The 25,649-nt window shown below is 41.3% G+C and carries 16 protein-coding genes and 1 pseudogene; 9 read left to right on the top strand and 8 right to left on the bottom strand.

Translation table 11 applies throughout. The features are described from left to right. Nucleotides 1–203 precede the first annotated feature (203 nt). Nucleotides 204–641 carry a hydrogenase maturation protease gene (locus HG267_RS05020; RefSeq protein WP_045870643.1) on the top strand — a complete coding sequence of 146 codons (438 nt, stop codon included), beginning with the start codon at nucleotides 204–206 and terminating at the stop codon, nucleotides 639–641. Nucleotides 642–650: 9 nt separating this feature from the next. Next, nucleotides 651–3,455 (top strand): bifunctional acetate--CoA ligase family protein/GNAT family N-acetyltransferase, encoded by a 2,805-nt coding sequence (locus HG267_RS05015; protein WP_045870644.1) that lies wholly within the window; start codon nucleotides 651–653, stop codon nucleotides 3,453–3,455. Between the two features lie 471 nt (nucleotides 3,456–3,926). On the opposite strand, the gene HG267_RS05010 is transcribed toward HG267_RS05015, so the two are convergent. Genes HG267_RS05010 through sat form a run of 3 tightly spaced genes read right to left on the bottom strand, consistent with a single transcriptional unit; the run spans nucleotide 3,927 to nucleotide 7,457 of the window. Continuing rightward, nucleotides 3,927–6,047 (bottom strand): caspase family protein, encoded by a 2,121-nt coding sequence (locus HG267_RS05010; protein ID WP_045870645.1) that lies wholly within the window; start codon nucleotides 6,045–6,047, stop codon nucleotides 3,927–3,929. A gap of 38 nt (nucleotides 6,048–6,085) precedes the next feature. After that, on the bottom strand, nucleotides 6,086–6,268 hold the full coding sequence (locus tag HG267_RS05005) for a hypothetical protein (protein ID WP_096621568.1): 183 nt from the start codon (nucleotides 6,266–6,268) through the stop codon (nucleotides 6,086–6,088). A 10-nt stretch (nucleotides 6,269–6,278) separates the two neighbouring features. Then, the gene (gene sat, locus HG267_RS05000; protein WP_045870646.1) at nucleotides 6,279–7,457 is read right to left on the bottom strand and encodes a sulfate adenylyltransferase; all 1,179 of its coding nucleotides are present in this window, start codon (nucleotides 7,455–7,457) and stop codon (nucleotides 6,279–6,281) included. A 588-nt stretch (nucleotides 7,458–8,045) separates the two neighbouring features. Here sat and HG267_RS04995 point away from each other — a divergent pair. Further along, nucleotides 8,046–8,750, top strand: a complete 705-nt coding sequence (locus tag HG267_RS04995; protein WP_045870647.1) for a hypothetical protein — start codon at nucleotides 8,046–8,048, stop codon at nucleotides 8,748–8,750. Between the two features lie 695 nt (nucleotides 8,751–9,445). Here HG267_RS04995 and HG267_RS04990 read toward each other — a convergent pair. After that, nucleotides 9,446–10,279 (bottom strand): metallophosphoesterase, encoded by an 834-nt coding sequence (locus HG267_RS04990; protein WP_045870648.1) that lies wholly within the window; start codon nucleotides 10,277–10,279, stop codon nucleotides 9,446–9,448. 239 nt (nucleotides 10,280–10,518) lie between these two features. After that, a complete protein-coding gene (locus HG267_RS04985; protein ID WP_045870951.1) occupies nucleotides 10,519–11,349 on the bottom strand; it encodes a metallophosphoesterase in 831 nt (276 codons plus the stop codon). Nucleotides 11,350–11,673: 324 nt separating this feature from the next. On the opposite strand from HG267_RS04985, the gene HG267_RS04980 reads away from it, so the two are divergent. Next, the gene (locus HG267_RS04980; protein ID WP_045870649.1) at nucleotides 11,674–12,840 is read left to right on the top strand and encodes a restriction endonuclease; all 1,167 of its coding nucleotides are present in this window, start codon (nucleotides 11,674–11,676) and stop codon (nucleotides 12,838–12,840) included. Here HG267_RS04980 and HG267_RS04975 read toward each other — a convergent pair. Continuing rightward, nucleotides 12,833–14,029 carry an MFS transporter gene (locus HG267_RS04975; RefSeq protein ID WP_045870650.1) on the bottom strand — a complete coding sequence of 399 codons (1,197 nt, stop codon included), beginning with the start codon at nucleotides 14,027–14,029 and terminating at the stop codon, nucleotides 12,833–12,835. The two genes, HG267_RS04980 and HG267_RS04975, sit on opposite strands and share 8 nt — an antisense overlap. Nucleotides 14,030–14,739: 710 nt before the next feature. Continuing rightward, nucleotides 14,740–16,254 carry a phytoene desaturase family protein gene (locus HG267_RS04970; protein WP_045870952.1) on the bottom strand — a complete coding sequence of 505 codons (1,515 nt, stop codon included), beginning with the start codon at nucleotides 16,252–16,254 and terminating at the stop codon, nucleotides 14,740–14,742. Nucleotides 16,255–16,358: 104 nt separating this feature from the next. On the opposite strand from HG267_RS04970, the gene HG267_RS04965 reads away from it, so the two are divergent. From HG267_RS04965 to HG267_RS04955, 3 genes are all read left to right on the top strand, one after another. Beyond that, nucleotides 16,359–17,141, top strand: coding sequence for an ABC transporter ATP-binding protein (locus tag HG267_RS04965; protein WP_045870651.1), 783 nt, complete (start codon nucleotides 16,359–16,361; stop codon nucleotides 17,139–17,141). Nucleotides 17,142–17,158: 17 nt separating this feature from the next. Continuing rightward, nucleotides 17,159–18,595, top strand: coding sequence for an MlaD family protein (locus HG267_RS04960; RefSeq protein ID WP_045870652.1), 1,437 nt, complete (start codon nucleotides 17,159–17,161; stop codon nucleotides 18,593–18,595). A gap of 119 nt (nucleotides 18,596–18,714) precedes the next feature. Then, nucleotides 18,715–19,770 carry an aromatic ring-hydroxylating oxygenase subunit alpha gene (locus HG267_RS04955; RefSeq protein WP_045870653.1) on the top strand — a complete coding sequence of 352 codons (1,056 nt, stop codon included), beginning with the start codon at nucleotides 18,715–18,717 and terminating at the stop codon, nucleotides 19,768–19,770. Nucleotides 19,771–20,124: 354 nt separating this feature from the next. Here the strand turns inward: HG267_RS04955 and HG267_RS04950 are convergent. After that, nucleotides 20,125–21,629: pseudogene (locus tag HG267_RS04950) on the bottom strand (IS5 family transposase). A 463-nt stretch (nucleotides 21,630–22,092) separates the two neighbouring features. Here HG267_RS04950 and HG267_RS04945 point away from each other — a divergent pair. Both HG267_RS04945 and HG267_RS04940 read left to right on the top strand, forming a co-directional pair. Next, nucleotides 22,093–23,445: a P-loop NTPase fold protein gene (locus HG267_RS04945; protein WP_045870489.1), complete on the top strand. Its 1,353-nt coding sequence runs from the start codon at nucleotides 22,093–22,095 to the stop codon at nucleotides 23,443–23,445. Beyond that, complete coding sequence (locus tag HG267_RS04940) at nucleotides 23,396–25,573, top strand: tetratricopeptide repeat protein (RefSeq protein ID WP_045870488.1); 2,178 nt, start codon at nucleotides 23,396–23,398, stop codon at nucleotides 25,571–25,573. Before HG267_RS04945 ends, HG267_RS04940 begins: the two co-directional genes overlap by 50 nt. Nucleotides 25,574–25,649: the final 76 nt, after the last annotated feature.

The following is a 25,649-nucleotide window of genomic DNA, read 5'->3' as shown; positions in this document are numbered from 1 at the left end:
AACTGTAGTTACAGTTTTTTGATTTTTTAAGATGCTGAGATTAAGTTTTTCTATAAAACTATCTAAACAGCTACTTCTCACGCAATTTGCTATTGACAGATAATGTCTCAAACGAGTTAACTTTATTTGTACCGACCTACATCCTCACAAGTTCCTCAAGTTTTTTACTTAACTTAACAATAGATGAGGCAGAGTGAAAAACAATGAGTAATGTAGTAGCAATCGGTTATGGTAATGACTTACGTAGTGATGATGGTATTGGACAACGTGTAGCTCATGCCTTGGATTTTAACAACGTCAAATCTCTGGCTGTTCATCAACTCACTCCAGAACTTGCAGATACTTTAGCAAGTGCTGATTTAGCAATTTTTATTGATGCTTGTGTAGCTTCCGAAAGTACTGAAGTGCAAGTAAAACCCCTCTCTCCAGAATTTTCCAACGTTATCGCCGGACACACAGCAGATCCGCGATCGCTTTTAGCATTAACACAAGCACTTTATGGTTATTGTCCCCCAGCTTGGTGGGTAATCGTCCCAGGAGAAAATTTTGCCATAGGCGATCGCCTTTCAGAATTTGCAGAAACAGGCGTGGCGATCGCTTTAGAAAAAATTACGCAAATTATTAATCAAGATTACAGGTAGTCGCAACTCATGCAAAATACACTAAATTCAATTATCGAACCTGCCTACGATATTCTCCGCACTGAGAAAGCTAATCCCCTCGATTTCATCTTTGCACCGCGCAATGTCGCTGTAATTGGTGCTACCGAAAAACAAGGTAGTGTCGGACGGACTTTGTTATGGAATTTAATTAGCAGCCCTTTTGGTGGTACTGTTTTTCCCGTCAATCCTAAACGTAATAGCATCCTGGGAATCAAAGCTTACCCAACAATTTTTGATGTCCCAGAAAAAGTAGATTTGGCAGTAATTGCTACCCCAGCAGCCACAGTTCCCAGGATTATTGCTGATTGCGTCAAAGTAGGCGTAAAAAGCGCCATTATCCTCAGCGCAGGTTTTAAAGAAGCAGGGCCAGAAGGCATCGCCTTGGAACAGCAAATTCTGCAACAAGCCCGTCTCGGTAATATGCGGATCGTTGGCCCCAACTGCTTGGGTGTGATGAGTCCCCAATCTGGGCTGAATGCTACCTTTGCTAGTGCGATGGCGCGTCCTGGTAACGTCGGTTTTATTAGTCAAAGTGGTGCGCTTTGCACAGCCATTCTCGATTGGAGTTTCCGGGAAAATGTTGGTTTTAGTGCCTTCGTTTCCCTTGGTTCGATGCTAGATGTGGGCTGGGGCGATTTAATTTATTATCTTGGTGACGATCCCCATACAAAAAGTATTGTAATTTACATGGAATCCGTGGGTGATGCCCGGTCATTCCTCTCAGCAGCTAGAGAAGTAGCTTTAACTAAACCAATTATTGTTATTAAAGCCGGTCGTACCGAAGCCGCCGCTAAAGCCGCCGCGTCCCACACGGGAGCATTAGCAGGTAGTGATAAAGTTTTAGATGCCGCTTTCCGTCGTTGTGGAGTGCTACGCGTCAACAGTATCTCTGACTTGTTTGATATGGCAGAGGTGCTAGCCAAACAACCCCGTCCCAAAGGCCCCCGCCTCACAATTCTCACCAACGCCGGCGGCCCTGGTGTACTGGCTACCGATGCGTTAATTTCATCAGGTGGCGAAGTTGCACCCATTTCCGAACAAACTCGCACGTCCCTCAACGAATTTTTACCCGCCCATTGGAGTCACGACAACCCTGTTGATATTCTGGGTGATGCCGATCCTCAAAGATATACCAAAGCTTTAGAAATTGCGGCTCAAGATCCCAATAGTGATGGCTTATTGGTGATTCTCACACCACAATCGATGACAGATCCCACCGCCACAGCCGAACAACTGAAGCACTATGTAGAAACTTCACAGCAAAAATCTCAACCAGCTAAACCCATCCTGGCAAGTTGGATGGGAGGCGCAGATGTGTCAGATGGAGAGATGATTTTAAATCGTCAAAGTATCCCTACTTACGCTTATCCAGATACGGCGGCGCGTGTATTTAGCTATATGTGGCAGTCTAGTTATAACTTGCGCGGTATCTACGAAACCCCTGTATTACCTACCGTAAATTCTGCTTCCGGTATCCCCAATCGCCAATATGTGAATAAAATCATCCAAACTGCCAGACTCGCAGGACGGACGATTCTCACCGAGTTTGAATCTAAGGAAATCTTAGCAGCTTACGGCATTCCTGTAGTTGGTACTTGTATTGCCCGTAATGAAGAACAAGCGGTTGAATGTGCGGAAAAATTAGGCTATCCTGTCGTGCTGAAGCTGTTTTCCCACATTATTACCCATAAAACCGATGTCGGCGGCGTGCAATTAAATATCACCGATGCAGAATCCGTCAGACGCGCTTACCGTGCCATTGAATCTGCCTTACAAGAGAAGGTACAAACCGATCCGCATTACGCAAAACTCGGCAGCGAAAATCCAGATATCTTCCTGGGTGTTACCGTGCAGCCAATGGTAAAAACCCACGGTTACGAACTGATTATCGGTAGTAGCCTCGATCCGCAATTTGGGCCAGTATTACTATTTGGTACAGGCGGACAACTAGTAGAAGTTTTCCAAGATAGAGCGATCGCACTCCCACCTCTCAACTCTACCCTAGCGCGGCGGATGATGGAACAAACACAGATTTACAAAGCACTCACAGGCGTTAGAGGGCGTAAGAGCGTAGATATGGAAGCTTTAGAACAATTAATGGTGGCATTTAGCCAATTAGTTGTCGAACAACGCTGGATTAAGGAAATTGATATTAACCCCTTACTAGCTTCCGAAGAACAATTAATTGCTTTAGATGGGCGGATTATCCTTCACGATGCCGATATTACAGAGGAGCAACTACCAAAATTAGCGATTCGCCCCTATCCTACACAATATATCGGACGATGGACGCTGAAAAATCAAACTCCAGTTACTATCCGTCCCATCCGTCCCGAAGATGAACCGTTAATGGTGCAATTCCACCACACCCTCTCTGAGGAAAGCGTTTATTTCCGATATTTTCATCTAATTAAATTAAGTCAACGAGTCGCCCACGATCGCCTCACACGTATCTGCTTTATCGACTACGATCGCGAAATTGCCTTAGTCGTAGAATCGCAAAACTCTACCAAAGAAGCCAAAGAAATCTTAGCAGTAGGGCGGTTAAGTAAAGTACATGGCACCAACACCGCCGAATTTGCCATTGTCGTTAGCGATCGCGTGCAATGTCAAGGTGTAGGTACAGAATTACTCAGACGACTCATCGAAATTGGGCGAGATGAGCAACTCAGTAAAATTACTGCTGACATCTTAGCGGAAAATCATGGAATGCAAAAAGTCTGCGAAAAACTTGGTTTCCGCATTCAACGCACCGCAGATCCCACAGTAGTTAAAGCCGAATTTGATTTGTAGTCAATTGTCCTCTCTTACAAAGTTCTGAGCGGAGGTTTCCTCCGCTCAACGCCAGTTCGTTCAAGTCGGAAAACCCCTTCGGATTCGGCAGTCCACTCGGCGGTATAGCCTCACGTGTGGCTGCACTCACCGCCCACACGACTCAATACTTGTCGGTTAAGGGGAAAAGGGGAAGGGTAAAAGGGGCAAGAAAAAACCTTTAACCCTTACCCTTTCACCTTTTCCCCAAACCAAATTCCGAGTTGAAAATCCTTAACCGAGCAGTATTGCCACACGACTGGCTCGACTTTGCGCTTTGTCATTCGTTATTTGTAATTAGCCAAATTTCCCTACTAGATTGAATTTAATGATCAACAAAAAAATTAACACTAATTTTGGAGGGGGTTTGAGGGATTGTCCCCCAATTGAGCTGGCTTTTTTAATAACTGACAAATCAATCGCTAATAATCTTAACCCAAGCGTATTGCGCTACTAAGCAACTTGAAAATTAAAGCTGAGGGTTGCCCAATGATTCACATCTAATACATAAGAGTCAGCAGCAGTACCGTTAATTTCTGCTTTTACAGAACTAGCATTATGTAAATCTTGTAGTAAGGCTTGGGCGACTTCTAAGGGATTTAATAATGGGCCGATGGGTTGTTGATCTGTCGTCTGATTTTTAGCAGTTTCCAATGTAGTTAGGGTTTCATTGAAGGGACTGGTGCTAAAAATTAGTTGATGTTCGCATTCATAAGCTGGGCCAGGAATTACCCATTCAGCCGCCGCAGCGCTTTGTGGTAAGGTAAATGTTTCACCTGGGGCAATAACTAATTGTTTCACCAAGGGTTTGCTTGGGGAAATGTTCGGTTCTGAAGAAGTTTGCCAGGGATAAAATGCGATCGCACTTCTGTTATTCTTTAATCCCAGCAAAATTAAATATACGGCGCGATCGCCTAAATTTTGTAAGCGATATTGCAATTTACTACCAATGGGTACAATCCCTGTGCTGGGTGATTTGTTGGTTGCAGTTTCATTACCTAAAGTCCGCATGGTTTCTCGTTGCATCACCACACGCGGCGCTAAAGTATTAATAATCTCCAGACTGGCTTTAATAGCTAACCGTGAAGAGCCTTCATTTTCTGTAAGTCGCCATAACTTAGCTGCTAACAAGGTGGGTAATTTCGGCCCCAACCTTTGCACTGCGATTTTTACCGCTTCTCCGGGTTCGCCAGCAATGTTGGGTATAGCTTCGCCACTGAGAGAAAATAAACTGTAGCATGTAGGTGTTGGCGAAAGTTTGCCAAATAGATAATCTGCTGGTTGTTCTCCCGCCACGACAGCAGAAACATGGGCTATTGAAGCAAAGGCGCTAGTAGCATCTACTCGTTCAATTCTCTCTAGTGCCGTATCTAAAGCCACAATTAAACTAATATTGCGGGGTAAAACACGCACAGTTTCTTGTACCAATTGCCCTACTTGTAAAGGATTCGTAGGATTAACATTGGAAAGTTGTGCTTTAGCTGTTAACCCAGCACGCGATCGCAATATTAGCGGTTCTCCAGTAACTAAGCTAAATCGGGAGTTAATACTGTAGTTTTCCAATACTTGGGGTGGTAATCCCGCTAACCATAAACTCACGGTTTTGCCATCTTCTTCTATGGCTGTAATTGCACCTTCACCCCCAACTGAGGTATCAGGAGCAAAATTATCGCCAATGAAAACAGCTTGGGGATTTTTCTTGCTACTGACTAAAGCTGGCTGCTGCTTGCTACCCAGCTTACGCATCGCCGTTTCTACTTGAGAAAGGCTGACTTGAATTGTCTTAGTCGGTGTAACTTCCCATAGATATTGCGTTAAAGCGTAGGTAAATAACCCCGCGCTAAAACCTGATAGCAAAACTTCCCGCGCGGCTTGCTGGGAATCGCCTGTGGCGGACAATAGCAAGGGTGGGGTAACTTCTCCCTTAATGAGAGAATTTTGCGTTTTTAGCTGTTTAAGAAATTCCAGTTCTGCTGTTGCTAGCTGACTATCTACTTCGGGACGGGAACGTACTCTTAAGCCTGGTAACCCAGCACTATTTGGTGCATAGTAGCTAGTATCTAATACCGCAGTGACCCGATCTGTAGAGAGCGATCGCAACAATAATAATAAAGTTTCTTCTAATAAATAATTGCTATTTTGACTATTTTGTGTATTAACTGCGATGAGAGCATTTTGCACTTGATCGGCTTCTATATTGATGCGAGTACCGTAGCCGCTAAAGTGAAATACTACAACATCACCTGTTCTCGCTTGCTTACCCAGATGTTCTAAAAAAGCAGCTTCAATAAATTCTCGGTTAGCTTGTTCCTCTGTTAACGTGAGGATATTGGCTGCGGGGAAGCCAAAGCGATGCATCAGCAATTCTTTTTGCAGTTCAACATCAGTCAAACACCCACTCAGGGCAGGATTTTGGGAGTATTGATTAATGCCAATCAACAATGCCAACTTACGCACACTAGGTTGCGCCAACGCTTGGTAATAGCGATTTCCCCAGTTCAACCACTCAGCTTCAGTTATACCCAAAACTGTGAGAGTTGAACCAATCCGTTGTAAAAAAGTCCGACGCTTCATAAATTCGCTATCAGCCCTCAGCCCATCAGCATAACAGCTTAAAGGGCTAAAGCCTGTAGTGTAAAGTTAAACTCGATACTGTTTTGCAATAGCAAGGGGCATGGGGCATGGGGCATTGGGCATGGGGCATTGGGCATTGGTAATGGGTAATGGGTAATTGGGATATCTCCCTCATCTTCCTCATCTCCCCCAACCCCCAGTCCCCAGTCCCCAGTCCCCAATCCCGAGTCCCTAAGCCAAAACTTGCACTTTCATTGCTCTTGCTAACTCCGCTGCTACCTCTGGACGAGAAAATTCTGGGGGAGGTAGTTCACCCCGGCGCAGCATTTCTCTGACTTTGGTTCCTGATAGGTGGACGCGTTCTTCTGGTTTACTGGGACTAGTTTTGGTTGTCGCCATTTGTTTGGTACGCGTACAGTAAAACGCGTGTTCAAACATCATGGGGACAATCCCTAATTCACCAGGCTCAAATTCATCAAAGATGTATTGAGCATCGTAGGTGCCATAGTAATCACCAACGCCTGCATGATCGCGTCCCACAATAAAGTGAGTACAACCGTAGTTCTTGCGGACTAAAGCATGGAAAATGGCTTCTCTGGGGCCAGCGTAACGCATAGCGGCTGGGTTAATTGCCAAAATCACCCGATCCACAGGATAGTAATGTTCCAGCAAAATTTCATAGCAGCGCATCCGCACATCAGCCGGGATGTCATCTTCTTTTGTTGCCCCTACTAATGGGTGCAAAAATAGACCATCTACGGTTTCCAAAGCGCACTTTTGAATATATTCATGGGCGCGGTGGATGGGATTACGAGTTTGAAAGCCAACAATAGTTTTCCAGCCTTTGGTTTGGAACATTTGCCGAGATGCGGCAGGATCGATTTGGTAGGCGGGAAAATGAGGATGGGAATCGCGTTGTAATAGCCAGACATCACCAGCCAGATTTACAGACCCTTGGTTATAGAGTACTTGCACGCCTGGATGTTTAGCATCATCAGTGCGATAGACATTAATAGCTTCGCGGGTTTTGTCGTAGGTATACTTTTGGGATAGCTGTAAAACCCCGATATACTCGCCATTGGGGTTATCCAGACGAATTAAGCCACCTTCCTGGAGTGGAGAAGCTACTTCTTCGGTTACCGACAGTGTAATAGGAATTGACCACACAAGACCGTTAGCTAGGCGCATTTCTGTAACCACGCGATCGTAGTCTTCCTGGTTCATAAAACCTGTGAGTGGACTAAAACCGCCGATCGCAATCATCTCTAAATCAGAAACGGCTCGCTCGTCAAGTTGCACTCTTGGCAAAAACTCAGCCTTTGAGAGAAACTCTTCTCTTTGTTCTGGTGTGGCAATGCGATTAACCAACTGTCCACCGTGCGGGGCTATGGCTTCTGGATGGTGACTCAACGTAATCCCCTCTTTGAGTTAAGGTAATTGTTTCAAACTATGTACTAACTTATCAAAATGCTGACACACAGATAAAAAGAGTTTCGGAAATTACTACAACATGGTTAAAATTAATGGGACAGATAGTAGCGTGTTACGGCTATGAAGGTATTTGGGACTGAGAAACAATAGGAATTAGCAGTAACGCACCATATTACACGGCGGTGCATTAGGCGCAAGATTAGTGATTTTGTGACCAACCATATCGAGAATATGCGCCTAACACACCCTACATTAATTACTTTAATTACTCGATAAATAACCTTTCAAAGCTTACATCGATTAGGAAAACTATTAGCCTATTAACAGGTTAGTAATCTAATAGTTATGAAAACACTGGCAATATTCCCCCTTTGGATGGAGGAAAAACTCCCTACTCGCGGTAGAGCCAACTAAATGATTACAAAGGTTATTCTGAATCATATCAAAGGCTAAGTAACAAATAAAACACAATTTCAAAAATCAAATTTTTCATTTATCTGAAAAGTTTTGGTTAATGCAAAGTCTTGTTTGTCAATATTTCCTAGTCGAGGAGTGGAATAAAAGGTTATGAATAATCCAAGCGATCGCGAAAGCTATCACAGTGAAAATAGGCAAGAATCTTATACAGATGCTAACGGTGAGACTCGTACTCACGTGCAGAGAACTACGGAAACAGTTAACAACACGGGTAATTATAATTCCTATGGAAGTGGTTATGTAACCGGTCGCAACGCTGAACGCAGATATCAACAAGCGAATTTAGTAGAGCGTGATAATAGTAATACTGCTAATGGTTTATTGTTAGGTGTCATCCTAGCTTCTTTAGTTACCTTGGGTGCAGCCGCATTCTGGTATTTCAACCAGCGTAACAATGAACCTGTGAACAATGCTGCGCCAGTATTCGTTCCTGTACCATCTAGTGCTAGTCCTTCCCCTGCTGCTAGTCAATCTCCTCAAACAAAAACCACAATCATTGAAAGAACCAGAGAAGTACCTGTTGTAATTCCTCAACAGTCTCCTCCTTCACAATCTGCGCCTTCACAACCAAATATTAATATTACTGTTCCATCTCAACGACCTGCTGCTGAAAGAGTTCCATCTGCATCGCCATCAACATCGACTCCCAGCCAGCAAAGTCCAACCGATAACTCTTCTACTCAAGATAAGAGCAGCGATACACTGACAAATTCTCCACTTAAGGGAGCAGGTCAGTCAAACACCGACTCTAACAGTGGTACTTCGTCTTCTGGAGATAGTAAGACTGGTCAGTAGGTGTTTGTCGTTGGGGAAGGGGGAAGGGGGAAGGGTTAATGGGTAATGGGTAATGGGTAATGGGTAATTGGTTTTTGTTCTCCTCATCCCCCTCATCTCCATCATCTTCCTCATCTCTATCTCTCAAACACCAAACCCCGCTTATTAAGAAAAATTGCCAAAATGTTGCGGTAAATTAACAGCGATCAAGTTTAGTAAATATGTGGTTCAGTAGAGTAAAGTAGGTGCTACATTAAGAACAAGGTACAAAAAGGTTAAAAGTTCACCAACAAACCTTTAAATTAGAGCCTGTGCCTCCTGCTCTAATGTTCTCGCAATCACTGCTCAGTTGTAGCATCCATTGAAAGTGTTTTCGCCTTAATCTCATCGATTATCCTTTTGGAGGTGATTGAACGCACAGCCAGAAATGCCTGCCTAGTTGGATCAAGGATGCACAAATGGTTTCTGGAGAGAGCGATTGCGAAGATTGTTTACAGTCCACATTAGTTGTAGCTATTTTCCTCTGAATTTTAGAATTTTCTCGAAACAATTGCATTTTTCATCAACCGCCTGAAGCTGCTGATATTCTTCCATCGTAGCTTGAGGCGGTTAAATGTGTTTAAAGGTTGACTATGGAATGTTGGCTGTTGATAGCCAGAAAGAGAAAATGTGCAGAGTTCCAGCAAGAGTATCCGAATAAATGAAATGTTTCTGGACTATTCACGAATTAAGGTAATTACAGTTACTTCTGGCGGACAAAATAAGCGTCCTGGTCGATAAGTTCCTAAGCCACGATTGATATATAACTGATTACTGCCAACTTTGTGAAATCCTTGGGCCCATTCCCAATATCGCACTACTGTAGAGAAATCCCCAAGGAAAAAAGATACCCAACTCCGCAATTTTTTGGGTAGTTTCTTCAGCAGCTTTTTATAATGAAACACCAAAGGGCCAATACCTGGTATGACTATATGACCTCCGTGGGTATGACCAGATAGCTGTAAATCTACTCGCCATTGTTGCAATATCTTAGCAGTATCGGGGTTATGGGATAAAACAATGCGGGGTGTGGCGGAGTCTAGTTGATTCATTACTGGTGCTGGGTGAAATTCTCTTGACCAATAATCAGCTAATCCGATAAATGGTAATTCTGCGCCTACAGGATAAGCGATTTCATTCCACAAGACATTAACTCCAATCTTAGTAAATGCATTTGTTACTTCTGCTTTGGAGTGGCTGTAATGGATGTCATGGTTACCAAGTATGGCATAGACTCCATAACGGCTTTCTAGATATTTGAGACGTTGGGTTAATTTATGAATCGGAGTCGGATCGTCCGTTACATAGTCACCAGTTAAGACTACTACATCAGGTTCGGCTTCATTAGTCAGTGCGATCGCTTCTTCTAACATCTCATCCGATAATCGCAAACCATCGTAATGAAAATCTGATAACTGAACTAACTTTAAGCCTTCTAAAGATACAGGTAAGTCTGTAATCTTAACCGTTAGTTTATCTACTCTTAAATGTCCTGTAAATAACCAGTGCATAACTTAATAGACACTCCTCATAGCAGCGCTTACAGCTTACCAAAAAATAAAATATATCTTAAATTAAGAATTCTTTAGAATGGGTATCAATACTTGATAGTTAAAATGTAGACAGTTGACTGCTGACTGTTGACTGGTAATGAGTATCTGTTTTAGCTTGAATAAACATTGGTGTTTGCTTGAGCAAGATTCAATCTATTTAATTAAATTAATTTTTTGGTTGGCTATTCATTTAAAAATTACTGACTTTGTAGGGTGATGATAGTCACTTCTGGGCGACAAAATAAACGTCCTGGTAAATAAGTACCTAACCCACGATTGACATATAATTGATTTTTGCCTATTTGATGTAAACCCTGTGCCCATTCCCAATGTCTTACTGTATAGTTACTCACTTGCAAAAATGGCATAAATTGACGCACTTTTTTAGGAATTTTTTGCACAATTTTTCTGTAATATGCTAATGCTGGGCCAAATCTGGGAATTACGATTTGACCACCATGAGTATGACCAGATAATTGCAAATCTATACGCCATGCTTGCAATAATTCTGCAGTATCAGGGTTGTGAGACAGCACAATCCGCGGAATATCAGGATCTAGCTGATTCATGACTGGTACAGGGTTAAATTCTTGCGAGTAACGATCTGCTAACCCTACTAATGGCAATTCTTTTCCTAGGGGATAAGCGATGTCATTCCAAAGAACAGGAACACCAATTTTATTGAAAGCATCTGTAATTTCTGCTCTTGAGTGTTGATAACATATATCGTGGTTGCCCAGTATGGCATAAATACCTGTACGACTTTGGAGATTTTTCAGCCTTAGCACTAGCTTGTGAATTGGTTGTGGGCTTCTGTTAACATAGTCTCCAGTCAATAATACTAAATCTGGTTGGGCTTGGTTGCTAACTGCGATCGCCTGTTCTAACATCGCTTCCGATAGCCCAAAACCATCGTAATGAAAATCTGACATCTGCACCAGCTTTTTACCTTTTAAAGATGCAGGTAAGTCTGCAATCTTAACCGTCAATTTTTCTGTACTCAACGGCCCTGATAGTAACCAGTGCATAGCGCGCTTAATCATCCTAACTATTAGCGCTTATAGCTTAACTAAAAATTCTGCGATCGCCTGTTCAACTAAAACAACTTCTTGAAAACTTCATGAATTATATAATTTGTTTACGTATTTGTACTTAAAAATTTTAATGAGTATTTACTTGAGGCTGTGGTTTGCTGAGGTAGATTCCCGCTAGACTTCTTTTTATAAGCGGAATAAAATAATACTAAATTGAAATTTTAATAGAAAGTAATTAATATTACATTTTCAATGTCTACTATTCAAATATTGCTTATTTATACACCATTAAATTAACAATTCCAAAAGCTTTAGTTTATGACATCATCTTTAGAGAAAGCATACATTCAAGACTATATACATTTTGAGCAGCATGTAGCAAAACTAATGCATAAGGCTGGCTGGAAAGTTGAAACTGCTAAACCTAACCAGCGTGGTTATGATTTAGTGATCAAAAAAGACAATTTAGTATGTGCTGTTCAGGTGAAATGGCTAAAAAATAATGTGACTGCACCCCAGCTTTTAGGCTTTGCTAATTTTTTAGATTCTAATGAAGGTCAGGAATTTAATTTTGGTTGCTTTATTACTACAAAAGGTTTTGGTGGGCCAGCACAGGCATTAATCAGATCTTGGAATAAAAATACTAAAATACGCTGTGGTATTGCTTTGGAAAATAAGCTGGAGATGGTTGATGGTATTCCTTCTGATATTTATGTAGGTGATATAAACCCTAATGGCAAAGATTCCACAAGAAAAGTTTATTTTGGAGTTTTTACTTGCAAAGGAGGGGTAGGGAAAACGACCGTAGCAGCACACTTAGCTGGAGCATTAGCTCTACAAGGATTTAATATTGCTCTGGTGGATTTAGATCCAGAAGAAAATCTGCAAAAGTTAGTAGGCGATGGCGTTTTTGTTCCTAATCCACAAGGTGTCGGTACAACTATTCAAGTATTTGATGGCAATGATTGGCATGAAGATTCTGCTCGTGATTGTCAAATAGTGATTTGCGATTGCTCGCCTGCACTAGAACGTAATCCCCAAGAGATAGTTAAGCGATTAGATTATTGCATTATTCCCACAACATTAAATCCTTTGGGAATTAACAAGCATGGCAAAGTAATTCAAGCAACTGTTGAAGAAATACGCGATATTAATAAAACCGCTCATTTATTTGTCCTGGTCAATAACTTTAAAGACCCTGGTATCAGACGTTTCAAGCTTCTAAAAGATGTCTATTTTGATGCTTATAAGGAAATTAGTAAGACAGATGATAAGTTTCATTGTATAAATCCAGAAGAAGTTTGTATTCGGGCTAGCGACCTACTTTATTACTGGGGTATTCATATTATTGAAAATCCAGCAAATCCTGCCAGTAGATTAGCATTTGATCTTATAGGTGGAAGATGCTATCCGCGGGAAGATTTTATAAAATTAGCTGATTACATTGAAACGAAAGCTGGTATAGGAGTTTTGCGGGCTAACTGAGTTGAATTCTCTTGATGATGACGACACAACCAGCTGCTATAAAAAAAGCTAATTCAGAGAGCAAAAAAGCGAGTAATGATGTAAAAAATTCATATTTAATTAAAATTGCGACGATAGCAGTAGCGCCAGCACCACCACCAAAATATAAACCAGTGGCTAAACCTGCTTGCTGTGGAGAAACTTTTCCTAAGCAAAATGGAATCATGCTGACAAAAAGTAGCCCATAGCTAACACCAAAACCAAGTATATAAGCTACGACTAAATTATCAATATCGTTTAATAATGCCAGTCCCATTAAGCCTGTCATTGAGCCTAAGCCTAGTAACAAGACTTTATTAGTACCTATTTGGGCTGTCAATTCTCCCAAAATTACTGAAGACATTGCAGATACTAAAAGTATGCCAGAGGTAATAAATTCTAGCCTGAGTCCGGGTAGTTGAGCTTGTAAAACTTGCGGGAACATTGACATGAGCAGATTGACTTCTAATCCTGCTCCAAAACCAATCACAAAAATTAAAAATAATAATAAAGCAGGAGCCTTAGGAGATAAATCTTCATTGAGCGGATACTCTATTAAAAAATATGGGGAAGTAAGCGATCGCAAAATATATGCACCCATCACTAAAGCGATCGCACCTAATAGGAAAGTAATTGATGCGCCGATACTATTAATAAATTTATGGAAAAATGGCCCAATCGCTCCAACCGAGCCAAAGACAAATACTAAAGCAGCATTAGCTTGTGGTAATTCCGTCACTGGTGCTAACTGTGTGAGTAGTGCGATCGCAGGGCCACGAAAAATAATCATTGCAATTACCCAAACTGTCATCAGTACAGGAATTAACCAACGTACACCCCCTTGTAAATTTTGTTCCATTAACAGCGAGATAATTACGAAAATCAAACCCGCTAGAATTACCCCTACACTAATCATGGGTAAGCGATTACCCCAACGCTGCTGAATGCGATCGGAAAATCTTCCTACAAAGGGTTCAATAAATGTGGCGAGTAACCCTTGGATTATCCCCAGCCAAGCGGCTAATTCTCCAAATTTGAGTTTCTGTAAAATTTTTGGTTGATAAAAACTATAAGCCATCCAACTGAGCATAATTGCGGCTAGTAAAGCCGCTAATCCCCAAACTTGTCGCCATAAAATTTCAGTCGGACGGGAATCGAAAGATTTAACCATGCTTTTGTTTTACTCTTTTATATCAGCGGTGCGATTTTAGGACAAGTCTGATAGGAAAAAAGGCATGATAAATTGCATAATTCTGGGGTAAGCCAGGTATTAAGGAAAAGGAGACAAGGGTAAATAACCAATGAAAAATAATTATTGTTTGTCAGTCATGAACAAACAACTTATCCTATCAGCAAAGATATTTTGCCGGAATTAAAGTAATATTTTTAACTTTAGCTTGTGATTATAACCGTGACTCTACAGAAGAGCCAAGGGTAAAATCTCCTCAATTACTTGCTGTGCGATCAATAATTTTTATTCTATAACCGTTGTACTAAAACCACACGGGGGTTAGACCTAACATTGTCAAGTAATTTTATGTATAAATTTATGTTTTTGTTTTATATTAGCTACTATTAATTGCGCCTTATATAATTTCATTTTTATCAGCATACATATAATTTAATTAGGTATTTATCATTGCTAAACACTAAGAATCAAAACGTTTATAACTGTTCCATCAAGAAAAATATTTATGCGTAAGACGACGCAATCTAATACTACTTGATTAAGCGTTTGGAACTCAAAATTGGTTTTGGTAAAAGGTTAAAGGCTAAGGGTTAAAGGTTTTGACTTTCCTTTTCCCATTTCCCTTTTTCCCCTTAACCAAAAAGTATTTCATCCAGGTTATTAGCTGTTAATTAGTGAATCAAAAATTACTGTTATTTGCTCAATTTATCTATCAAATTTTCTGTCTGCTGTAGATTGACTAAAGTATTCGCGCATAAAATGCCAGATGCAGCAACAGCCGGGACACCAATTCCGGGGATAGTGCTATCACCAACGCGATATAAACCCTGGATTGGCGTGTGTGTGCTGGGAAACATTCCTTGAGTCGCAGCAATAGCTGGGCCATAGGTTCCTCGATATCTGCGGAGATAATGAGCATGGGTAAGGGGTGTACCGATGAGTTCCACGACTACGCGCTCTCGGATATCGGGGATAATGCGCTCTAAAGCGCGGTATAAAGATTGTGCTTTCTGGCGTTTCTTGTCTGCATAATCTTGATTTCGTTCCCAGCCAGTGTAAGGTTCCAAGGTGTAAGCATGAACTACATGATGTTCCTCTGGCGCGAGTGTAGTATCCCACACTGTCGGCATCGAAATCATGCAAGTATTCCCTGGAATTGTAATATCTTGATGGGAATCTTGGACTACTACATGATGTCCGGTTAACTTCTCTAAACCATCTGCCTTGATACCTAAATGCAAATGCATAAAACTATCAACGGCTGGGGTATCTAAAGCTGCTTGGCGGAAAGTAGCAGGTAAATCTTCGGGACGTAGCAAATGATTGTAAGTATCCCAAATACTCGCATTGGAAATGACAATTGGCGATCGCAAAATTTCACCTGTCGCTAACCTTACACCCACAACTTTGCCTGATTCCACTAAGATTTGCTCGACGTGACACCCTAAACGCAGTTCTCCCCCCCAGCGTTCTAATCCTTTAACTAAAGCTTGAACAATTGCTGCACTTCCCCCAAGGGGATATTCCACCCCCGCACGGGAACGTTCGCCTAACATAAAAGCTACTTCTGGGGCGATTGTGCCATGAGCCTTCAACCCTGAAAGTAAAAAGCATTCTAAATCAATTAACCGCCTTACCCAAGGGTCTTTTACTGTTGCATCCATGACATTCCCGGCTGAACTTTGCACCAGTGGCAAGTAAGGCAACATTTTCAGCAATGATGGTAAGTAACTTTTTATTAATGTGAGTACGACTTGCCAATCTGAGCGCAACGCTAAAGTAGGAATACCCCGCATCGCCTCATACAAGCCTAACAAGCGTGATGTAAACCGTTGCAGTTCTTTTGCGCCTTGGGGTGTAACTCGCTCCACCTCCTGCCAATAACGTTCAGCATCGCTGTAAACTGCAATAGTTCCTTCAGGAAAATGGTAGTGTCCCAAAGGATCATAAGGTATAACTTGAATGGATTCACCAAGCACATCCAAAACTTGTTTGAGCGGATTTAAGCTTTGGGTATCACTCAGACCACAATAGAAAGAAGGGCCAGAATCAAATTCAAATCCCCGTCGTCTAAAACTATGAGCAGCACCACCCGCAATTGTATGACTTTCGCAAACAATTACGCGCTTGCCATAACGAGCCAGTAAACCCGCAGTACACAAACCACCGATACCGCTACCAATTACAATGACATCACTATCTTGCATTTTTGCCGCTTCGCGCAGTCCAAAGTCAAAAGTCCAGATTAACTTATTATGACTCTTGACCCTTGACCTTTGACCTTTGACTTTTGACCCTTGACTAATGACCAATGACAGAACCATTAATTGAATTAAGAGGCGTGTCTAAGTCCTTTGGTAGTAACAAGGTTTTAGATCGTGTGGATTTGACAATTCATCAGGGAGAAGCACTAGGAATTATTGGCCCTTCTGGGACTGGTAAATCTACAATTTTGCGGGTGATTGCAGGATTGCTAGCTGTGGATGAAGGTGAGATATATGTCCGGGGAGTGCGGCGTACAGGTTTGATTGAGGATGCTGCTGATAGTGTGGGGATTGGGATGGTATTTCAGCAAGCAGCCTTATTTGATTCGCTGACAGTAGAAGAGAATGTGGGGTTTTTACTGTATCAGAATTCCAAAATAGCGCGATCGCGCATTCGCCAACTGGTGAATACAAAATTGGAAATGGTAGGTTTACCGGGAATTGGTGAACTTTATCCATCGGAACTTTCTGGGGGGATGCGAAAACGCGTGAGTTTTGCACGTGCAATTATGTCTAACCCCGAAAGCGATCAACAGGGGCCAGAACTGTTACTCTACGATGAACCAACAGCCGGACTCGACCCCATTGCTTCCACAGTTATCGAAGATTTAATTCGTCATTTGCAATGCTCACAAGGAGTTTGTAGCACTTATGCTATTGTGACCCATCAAGACAGCACAATTCGTCGTACCGCCGATAGAGTGATTTTTCTCTATCAAGGTAGAGTGCAGTGGCAAGGTACAGTTGATGAAATAGATAGCACAGACCATCCATTGATTAGACAATTTATGAGTGGAAGTGTGCAAGGCCCAATTCAGGTCGTCGGCTAGATGGATGGAGGAAAAATATGCGATCGCGAACATTTAGAGAAGGTTCTGTGGGGCTGTTGATCCTAATGGGAGTGGGAGCATTTGGATTAATAGTCATCTGGTTGAATCGCGTTAGCACTAGTCGCGGTTCATACAAGGCAATTGTGGAATTTGCTAATGCGGGCGGGATGCAAAAAGGCGCAACAGTCCGCTACCGTGGCGTGAAAGTGGGCAATATATCCGCAATTCGACCGGGGCCAAATAACATTGAAGTAGAAATTGAAATTCCCCAAGCTGATTTAATCATTCCCAGTAATGTAGTAGTTGAAGCCAATCAGAGTGGATTAATTAGCGAAAGTATCATTGATATCACTCCTAAATCTGCTTTACCTGCTGGGGTTGTTGTTGCTAAACCACGAGATAAAAATTGTGATCCTCAACTAATTATTTGCAATGGTTCACGGCTAAAAGGTCAAGTTGGTATCAGTGTTGATGAACTGATTCGCAGCTCAACTGAGTTAGCAACTGTATATAATAACCCCAAATTTTATAGTAATGTTAACAGGCTATTAGAAAGCTCCACCGCCGCCGCCACTAGCTTGACTGCTCTAACCCGCGACCTCCGGGGTTTGTCAAAAAGCGCTCAAGGTCAATTAGGCACATTTTCCGCTACAGCTACTTCTGTACAACGGGCGACTAATCAATTAACTGCATCTAGTACGAAAACAGTCAATCAACTAGGTTCAGCCGCAACCCAATTTAGTTTGACAGCAAGTCAAGCCAGTCGGCTTTTAACTAACTTAGATAACCTAGTCACAAACAATCGTTCTTCACTGGTTGCGGCTTTAAATAATATTACCGAAACCAGCAACGCTTTACGCACTACAGTTAGCGGCTTATCACCTGCAGTTAATCGCTTAACTCAAGGCGAAGTCATCAGCAATTTAGAAACTCTGTCTGCAAATGCAGCACAAGCATCAGCTAATTTACGCGATGCAACTAGGAGTTTAAACGACCCCAAAAACACTGTGTTGCTGCAACAAACTCTCGATTCTGCAAGAGCCACTTTTGAGAATACTCAAAAAATTACTGCTGATTTAGACGAGTTGACAGGCGATCCCACGTTTAGAAGTAATCTAAGACAATTGGTGAATGGTTTGAGTAACTTAGTATCTTCCACCCAAGATATGCAACAGCAAGTAGAGGTGGCTGCGACCCTAGATTCACTCAAAGCATCAATTAATAAACCAGGTGATAAACCCGATCATCAACCTAATGTTATACTGGCGACTCCAACCATCAAACCAGAGGCGATCACTATTAATCCTTCACCTACCTCTGTTAAAACTGCTGACAAACACTTCCCATCAGCTTTCACTATAACTACACCAGAATCATCTTCAGAAAAGTTATTACAACAACTAAGGCAGTATCAAAAGCAGCGGGAACAGGAGAAGATAGAAGCGAGCAATTAGGGACTGGGGATTAAGGAGATGTAGGGAGATGAGGGAGAACAGGGGGATGAGGGAGAAAAACTTTTGATTCTAGACTATTGACCTTTGACTCTTGACTATTGACCCTTGACCCTTAACTTATGAAAGATAATCAAAATTTTTTCCTGCGTAATATTTGGTATTATGCCTTGCCTAGCGATCGCCTGAAGCCTGGTAAGATGATCGCCCGTACTTTTTTGGGAGAACCAGTATTACTATGTCGTACCCGTGAGGGTAAAGTGTTTGCGGTGCGGGATATTTGTCCCCATCGCGGTATACCTTTAAGCTGCGGTCGCTTTGATGGGCAAGAAGTAGAATGCTGTTATCATGGTTGGCGTTTTGATCATGGGGGAAATTGTACTGTCATTCCTTCTTTAGTTGAAGGGCAAGATGTAGACTTAAATCGCTACAATGTGGAATCTTACGAAGTGAGGGAAACCCAGGGTAATATCTGGATATATATGCCAGAAGCAGGAAAATCTCAAGGCTCGCCTTCAGATATGGAAATTCCGGTGATTCCGGGTTTCGGTGATCAGCCGCCGCAGTTAGTTGAAGTGATGCGGTTTCCCTGTTTTGTCGATCATGCAATCTTAGGTTTGATGGACCCCGCCCATTCGCCCTATGTGCATCGGGTATGGTGGTGGCGTTCTGGACAACTTCACGACGAAATTAAGCAATTTGACCCTTCACCTTATGGGTTTACCATGCGTAAACACCAATTACCCGCTAATACAGGTGCAGCTTATAAGTTCATTGGCGGCGGAATCCCTGAAACCGAAATTTCTTTCAGCATCCCCGGAGTGAGAATCGAAAACACCACAACAGCCAAGCATCAAGTTTGCAACCTGACAGCAATTACACCAATTTCCGAAACAGAATGCGAGGTGAATTTTGCCTTTTATTGGACAGTTCCTTGGGCTGGATTTGCCAAGCCGTTAATTCGTTTATTTACACGCGCCTTTCTTGACCAAGACCGCAGAGTCGTAGAAAAGCAGCAAATTGGTTTAAAGTACGACCCAGTACTGCGATTAATTAAAGATTCCGATGTCCAGGCGCAATGGTATTACCAATTAAAGCGCGAGTATGCCCGTTCTTTGTCTGAAAATCGTCCCTTTGTCAACCCGGTGAAGAGTCAGCTGTTACACTGGCGGGCTTAATTTGGTGTTGAGTTTAAGGATAGCGCATTAAGCGCGCAGGGGGACAGGGGGCAGGGAGCAAGGGGGAGAAAGATTATCCTTGATTGTATTGGGATGCATTAGACTTCTTGCACGAATACAAAACTTACCCTCATCCCCCAGCCCCTTCTCCCGAAATTGGGAGCAGGAGAGCCGATAAGTAGTTAAACAAAATTAATTACAAAATGTCATTGCGAATGGAGCGGAGCGGAATGAAGCAATCGCAAGGGTTGAGATTGCTTCGCTGCGCTCGCAATGACTGTAATTAATTTTGCGTGGTTACTTAGGGCTTGCTGAAAAAGTCATTCCAAGGCAAGAGAAAAATTGACTCAGTAGTCAGGGAAGAGCAAATATAAGTTTTTGTTGTCTGCAATCAAACGGAACATCACTTTTGCTAATAAAAGAAGTGAAAAAAGATGTAATGTTGAAAAATTGGCATAAAAATTCCCAAAAAAGCCGTGAAACAAGGGTAGAAAGATTCATGACTAAAAAAGTAATAGCAATAGCAGTGACAGAGGTATGAGGAAGTTTAGCCATGACTCTACCCAAGCTAAATCTTCGTTTACCTTGTCCGAATTTACCCTCAATAGAGTTACGAATTAGCTCATCTTCTCGTGCTTGTTTCTTTTTTTCAGGACTGACATTTTTAGGTGGTCTCCCTAAAGGTGGCCCACTAATTCTAATTCCTCTTTCTTGACACCAAGAGCGGTTGTCTCTAGTGCGATAAATTTTATCAACATGAACTGATTGAGGATAATACCCGGTGTAGTTTTTGTAGGCTTCTACTTGTGATTTTAAGTCGCCTGATTCGTTAAAATTATCCCAACTAATATGGTCTAAAAATACATAGCCATCATAGCAACTAGCTGAAAGCTTTGCCCCAAACTCTACTTTTTTTCCAGCTTTACCACGGACTATCGGACGAATGTGTGGTTGATTTAAACTGACAATACGGTCTTCTATACTAATTTTTTTATTTTCATATAACCAAAGTTGTTGACGATAAATTTCTGCTACTACCAGTAATTTCTTATATTGCCTATTACTCAGGTTGAAGAGTGACGCACCTAACTCCATTAGCTGCTGAATGTGAACTAAATTTCTTTTGATATATTGTAGTTGCCGTTTAATGGCTTTCCTTCTTTCTTTAATGGTCGGTTTTCTTTTTTTTGGCTACCAATAAGTAATTCTTTCTAGCTATATTTCTATAGGTTCTCGGTTTTTTGATACTCTTTAACAAGAGGGAGTTATATAAAATATCTATAATTGTTTCTGTATGCTTTCTGGCTTGATTTAATAATCCTAAGTCTGTGGGATAACTGATATCCGCTGGCGCACAACTCGCATCTAATATTAATTTTCCCCGATTGGTCGGCTCATTTTTTAAATCCTCGGTTTCTGACTTTTTTTGATTTTACTTCTACCTCCTCTTTACTTTCTAACACTTGCTTGACTATTTCTCGATTCAGTTTGTTAACTAATTTTATATCTATTCTTTCTCTAAAGTGAACTAACATTGACGCATCAAATGGGGCATTATTGCTATAGCAAGACATTCCTATAAAGTATTGCAGATAGGGATTCTCCCTAATTTGCTCTACTGTCTCCCTATCACTTATGCCTAGTTTTTCTTTAATTATTAATGCCCCTAATGCCATCCTAAATGTTTTGGCTGGCGCGCCCATTTCTGCTGAAAATATTGCTGCGTACTCTGCTTCAAATTCTGACCAAGGTATCATCTCCGCCATGATTACCCAACGGTTATCTGAGGCTAGTTTTCCCCCAAAGGGTAGTTCAAAGTCTTCTGCTGCTGTTTCTTGCTTTTGCGCTTTTCGATACATATCAACGCAACTTGCTACAAGGGTTTTTACTTACTTTATCCTTTTTCCTTGCACTTTATTCTCTTTTGTCCCCCCAAATCTCTTGATTTATCTAGGTTTTTTGTTTATTCTGCAAGCCCTACTTATTAAAGTCCCTCTCCCAAGCATGGGAGAGGGATTTAGGGTGAGGGCAAAGATTCATGCAAGAGGTCTATTGTTAATGTATGGGTCTACACTGGCAATGTATCGGGATGCATTGTTAATGTATGGGCTGACATTGGCAATGTATCGGGTCACATTGTTAATGTATCGGGATGCATTGTTAATGTATGGGGTTACATTGCCTATGTATCGGTTGGCAAAGATAATTCATGAGTGCGATCGCCTAAAATTTTGTTATGGGAAAATCCTATGGCGAGTTGTAAGTTATTTGTGAGAAACTACAAATGAAAAATCGCAGTAGACTAAATTAGTATCAATAACTATGAGTATATCTAATAATCAACTGGCTAATACTCTCAAAAAAGCTTTTCAAGTTTGTACTTTAGAACCCTTGGAAGGTGAAGAAATTGAAAAATATTATGTTGATTTATCAGCAGTACGCAAAACTTCAGCCGTTGATAGCGTTAGTACTATTTTAGATTTTCAAGAACCTGCAGATTTTAGCACTATTTTATTTACTGGTCATCGTGGATGTGGCAAAAGTACCGAGTTAAAGCGCATTCAAAAGCTTTGGGAAAAAACTTATCATGTGATTTATTTAGAAGTCAATGAAGAAACAGATATTAACGATGCCAGCTATACAGATTTATATTTAATTGTGATTAAACAAGTAGAATTTGAATTGAGAAAATTAGGTTTAAATTTTGACGAAAAGCTATTACATAACTTTGAAGAATGGTTTAAAGATATTACAAAAGAAACAGAAGAAACTGTAGAGAAATCGGTCAGCATTGAAGGAGAAGCCACACTGAAGCCAGAAGCGCCATTTATTGCGAAATTAATGGTTAAATTGCTGGCACAAATTAAAGGTTCTGATAAACAAAAAACTACGATTCGCCAAACTTTAGAAAAAGACTTGTCTCGCTTGAAAGCAGATATTAATTTATTGCTAGGTGATGCTTACGTTAAACTGAGAAAAAAATACCCAGATTATAAAGGTCTACTAATTATATTTGATAATCTAGACCGGGTGCCACCTGCAGTTGCTAACCATTTATTTTTTGATTACGCGGCTCAGTTGCAAGAATTGCACTGTACCATTATTTATACAGTACCAATTTCTATTTTGTGTTCCCCTAAAAACCCCTTGGCTTTGTTTGATGGTAATCCCCATATTGTGCCAATGGTGAATATATATGAATTGGATAGGAATACTTGCCATTTAAATTGCAATCAAGCTGGACTAGACGCAACAGCAAGTTTAATAGAAAAGCGCGTAGATATTGCTGCTGTATTTGAATCTCGCCAAGAATTGCTAGAATTAGCCAAAGCTAGTGGTGGTCATGTTCGCCAATTAATGCAAATGATGCGGACTGCTTGTCAAACTGCTAGTACACGCAAGCATCCTAAAATTACGGCTGAAGATGTCACCTATGCTATCAAGCAGCAGCAATTTAGCTTTGAAAGATTTATCCCTGAAGAACATTATTTATATTTAGCTCAGGTATGTATCACGAAAGATGTCAGTAAAGATGATATTGGTCAGTTGATGTTATTTAATACCTCTGTTTTAGAATATAACGGCAATCAAAGGTGGAACTACCCCAATCCAGTGGTGAAGCAAAATGAATTCTTCAAAAAAGCACTTGAATCAGCAATTGCAGGACAACCATAATGCCGAGCTTGGGAAATTTATTACACTGAATCAAGATATATTTGCTGAATTACTCACTTTTATCGACTTTGCCGAAAAATTCACGCTGGGTTTTGTAGAAGTTAATTTCCCGCCAGATATAGATTTATTGATTGCAGCTTTGCAAACTCATCCAGAATGTGAACAGATTCAGCTTTATATTCTCAATTTCCCTGATGAAAACTTGCGGTTTCTGCGAGATGAGATTGTGAAAGAATTAGCGAATCTTCAAGTAGAGGTAAACAAAAAATTAGTGTTGCTGGTACGGGGACTAGAAAAATCTATCGGCGTTTATGGTGAATATCCCCCAGTATTACAAGACCTGAATTTTGTTCGCGATGCTTATAAAAGAACAGTTCCCCATCCGATTTTATTTATTCTGCCAGACTATGCCATTACTCGCCTAGCTAAATTCGCCCCAGATTTTTGGGCTTGGAGTTCTGGAGTATTTCGCTTTAAAACGCCAGAAAAAACTAAAGAAAATGCATTAAACCAAGCTCAAAATACAGAGAAAATAGTTGATAGATTACCACCACCAGAAAAGCAAGAACGCATTGATGTATTAAACCGTCTGTTGATGGAATATAAACCCACAGGGTATTCTGTACCAGAGGGAGATATCCGCAGATATAGTAATGTTTTACATCAATTAGGAGTGGCTTATATCAGCCATCAAAAACCGGAGAAAGCGAGGGAATATTTAGCAGAAGCCGAAAAAATTGCTGAGAGTCTTCAAGATAGTAGCTTGCAAATAAAAGTTCTCAATTCTTTGGGAAGGACTTATTCTCAGCAAAGAAAATTTGAAACAGCAATGACTTATTATCAACAATCATTAAAGATTGCCCAAAAGCTAGAAAATAGGCATGAGGAAGCTACAGCAATATTTTACTTGGGTAATGCTTACTTAAACTTAAGACAATTTGCACAGGCTAAGAAATTTTACCAGCAGTGTTTAGAGATAGATCAACAGCTAGGCGATCGCTATTCTCAAGCTAGCACCTACCACCAGTTGGGAAGAGTTGCCCAAGATTTGCGGGAATTTGAGGAAGCGCGGTGCAATTATCAACAAGCTTTGGCTATCTATATCGAATATGGCGATTGCTATTCTCAAGCTAGCACCTACCACCAGTTGGGAAGAGTTGCCCAAGATTTGCGGGAATTTGAGGAAGCACGGCGCAATTATCAACTAGTTTTGGCTATCGATATCGAATATGATGATCGCTATTCCCAAGCTAGCACCTACCACGAGTTAGGAAGTATTGCCCAAGAATTACGGGAATTTGAGGAAGCACGGCGCAATTATCAACTAGCTTTGGCTATCAAAATCGAATATGGCGATCGCTTTTCTCAAGCTAGTACCTACCACCAGTTGGGAAGTGTTGCGTATTTATTGCGGGAATATGAGGAAGCGCGGCGCAATTATCAACAAGCTTTGGCTATCAAAATCGAATATGGTGATCGCTTTTCTCAAGCTAGCACCTACCACCAGTTGGGAAGTGTTGCCCAAGATTTGCGGGAATTTGAAGAAGCACGGCGCAATTATCAACAAGCTTTAGCTATCTATATCGAATATAGCGATCGCTATTCCCAAGCTAGCATTTACCACCAGTTGGGAAGTGTTGCCCATGATTTGCAGGAAATTGAAGAGGCACGGCGCAATTATCAACAAGCTTTGGCTATCAAAATCGAATATGGTGATCGCTATTCTCAAGCTAGCACCTACCACAACTTGGGAATAGTTACCCAAGATTTGCAGGAAGGTGAGGAAGCGCGGCGCAATTATCAACAAGCTTTGGCTATCTATATCGAATATGGAGATCGCTTTTCTCAAGCACTCACTTACCACCAGTTGGGAATTGTTGCGTATTTATTGCGGGAATATGAAGAGGCGCGGTGCAATTATCAACAAGCTTTAGCTATCAAAATTGAATATGGCGCTCGCTATGAGCAAGCACTCACCTACCACGCTTTAGGATTGCTTACAGAAGCAGAGGAAAACTACCCAGAGGCGAGGGCGAATTTGCAGACAGCGTTGGCGATATATATTGAGTATAAAGATGAATATCGAGCGGTAGCAGCGCGGGATATTTTAGAGAGATTACCGCAGTAATGAGGAATTGGATAATTTATTTTCTGGCAGTCCCCAACAATTCAAGGACAAATTATAGTTTTTGAATTTCCTTAAC

Source organism: Tolypothrix sp. PCC 7601, from assembly GCF_025677855.1.
GTDB classification, from domain to species: Bacteria; Cyanobacteriota; Cyanobacteriia; order Cyanobacteriales; family Nostocaceae; genus Aulosira; species Aulosira diplosiphon.
This window is presented reverse-complemented; position numbering and strand designations above follow the sequence as displayed.

Excerpts from the sequence above, each read along its gene's own strand:
- HG267_RS05020 (WP_045870643.1), top strand. The coding sequence starts at position 204 with ATGAGTAATGTAGTAGCAATCGGTTATGGTAATGACTTACGTAGTGAT.
- HG267_RS05015 (WP_045870644.1), top strand. The coding sequence starts at position 651 with ATGCAAAATACACTAAATTCAATTATCGAACCTGCCTACGATATTCTC.
- HG267_RS05010 (WP_045870645.1), bottom strand. The coding sequence starts at position 6,047 with ATGAAGCGTCGGACTTTTTTACAACGGATTGGTTCAACTCTCACAGTT.
- HG267_RS04995 (WP_045870647.1), top strand. The coding sequence starts at position 8,046 with ATGAATAATCCAAGCGATCGCGAAAGCTATCACAGTGAAAATAGGCAA.
- HG267_RS04990 (WP_045870648.1), bottom strand. The coding sequence starts at position 10,279 with ATGCACTGGTTATTTACAGGACATTTAAGAGTAGATAAACTAACGGTT.
- HG267_RS04985 (WP_045870951.1), bottom strand. The coding sequence starts at position 11,349 with ATGCACTGGTTACTATCAGGGCCGTTGAGTACAGAAAAATTGACGGTT.
- HG267_RS04980 (WP_045870649.1), top strand. The coding sequence starts at position 11,674 with ATGACATCATCTTTAGAGAAAGCATACATTCAAGACTATATACATTTT.
- HG267_RS04975 (WP_045870650.1), bottom strand. The coding sequence starts at position 14,029 with ATGGTTAAATCTTTCGATTCCCGTCCGACTGAAATTTTATGGCGACAA.
- HG267_RS04970 (WP_045870952.1), bottom strand. The coding sequence starts at position 16,254 with ATGCAAGATAGTGATGTCATTGTAATTGGTAGCGGTATCGGTGGTTTG.
- HG267_RS04965 (WP_045870651.1), top strand. The coding sequence starts at position 16,359 with ATGACAGAACCATTAATTGAATTAAGAGGCGTGTCTAAGTCCTTTGGT.
- HG267_RS04960 (WP_045870652.1), top strand. The coding sequence starts at position 17,159 with ATGCGATCGCGAACATTTAGAGAAGGTTCTGTGGGGCTGTTGATCCTA.
- HG267_RS04955 (WP_045870653.1), top strand. The coding sequence starts at position 18,715 with ATGAAAGATAATCAAAATTTTTTCCTGCGTAATATTTGGTATTATGCC.
- HG267_RS04945 (WP_045870489.1), top strand. The coding sequence starts at position 22,093 with ATGAGTATATCTAATAATCAACTGGCTAATACTCTCAAAAAAGCTTTT.
- HG267_RS04940 (WP_045870488.1), top strand. The coding sequence starts at position 23,396 with ATGAATTCTTCAAAAAAGCACTTGAATCAGCAATTGCAGGACAACCAT.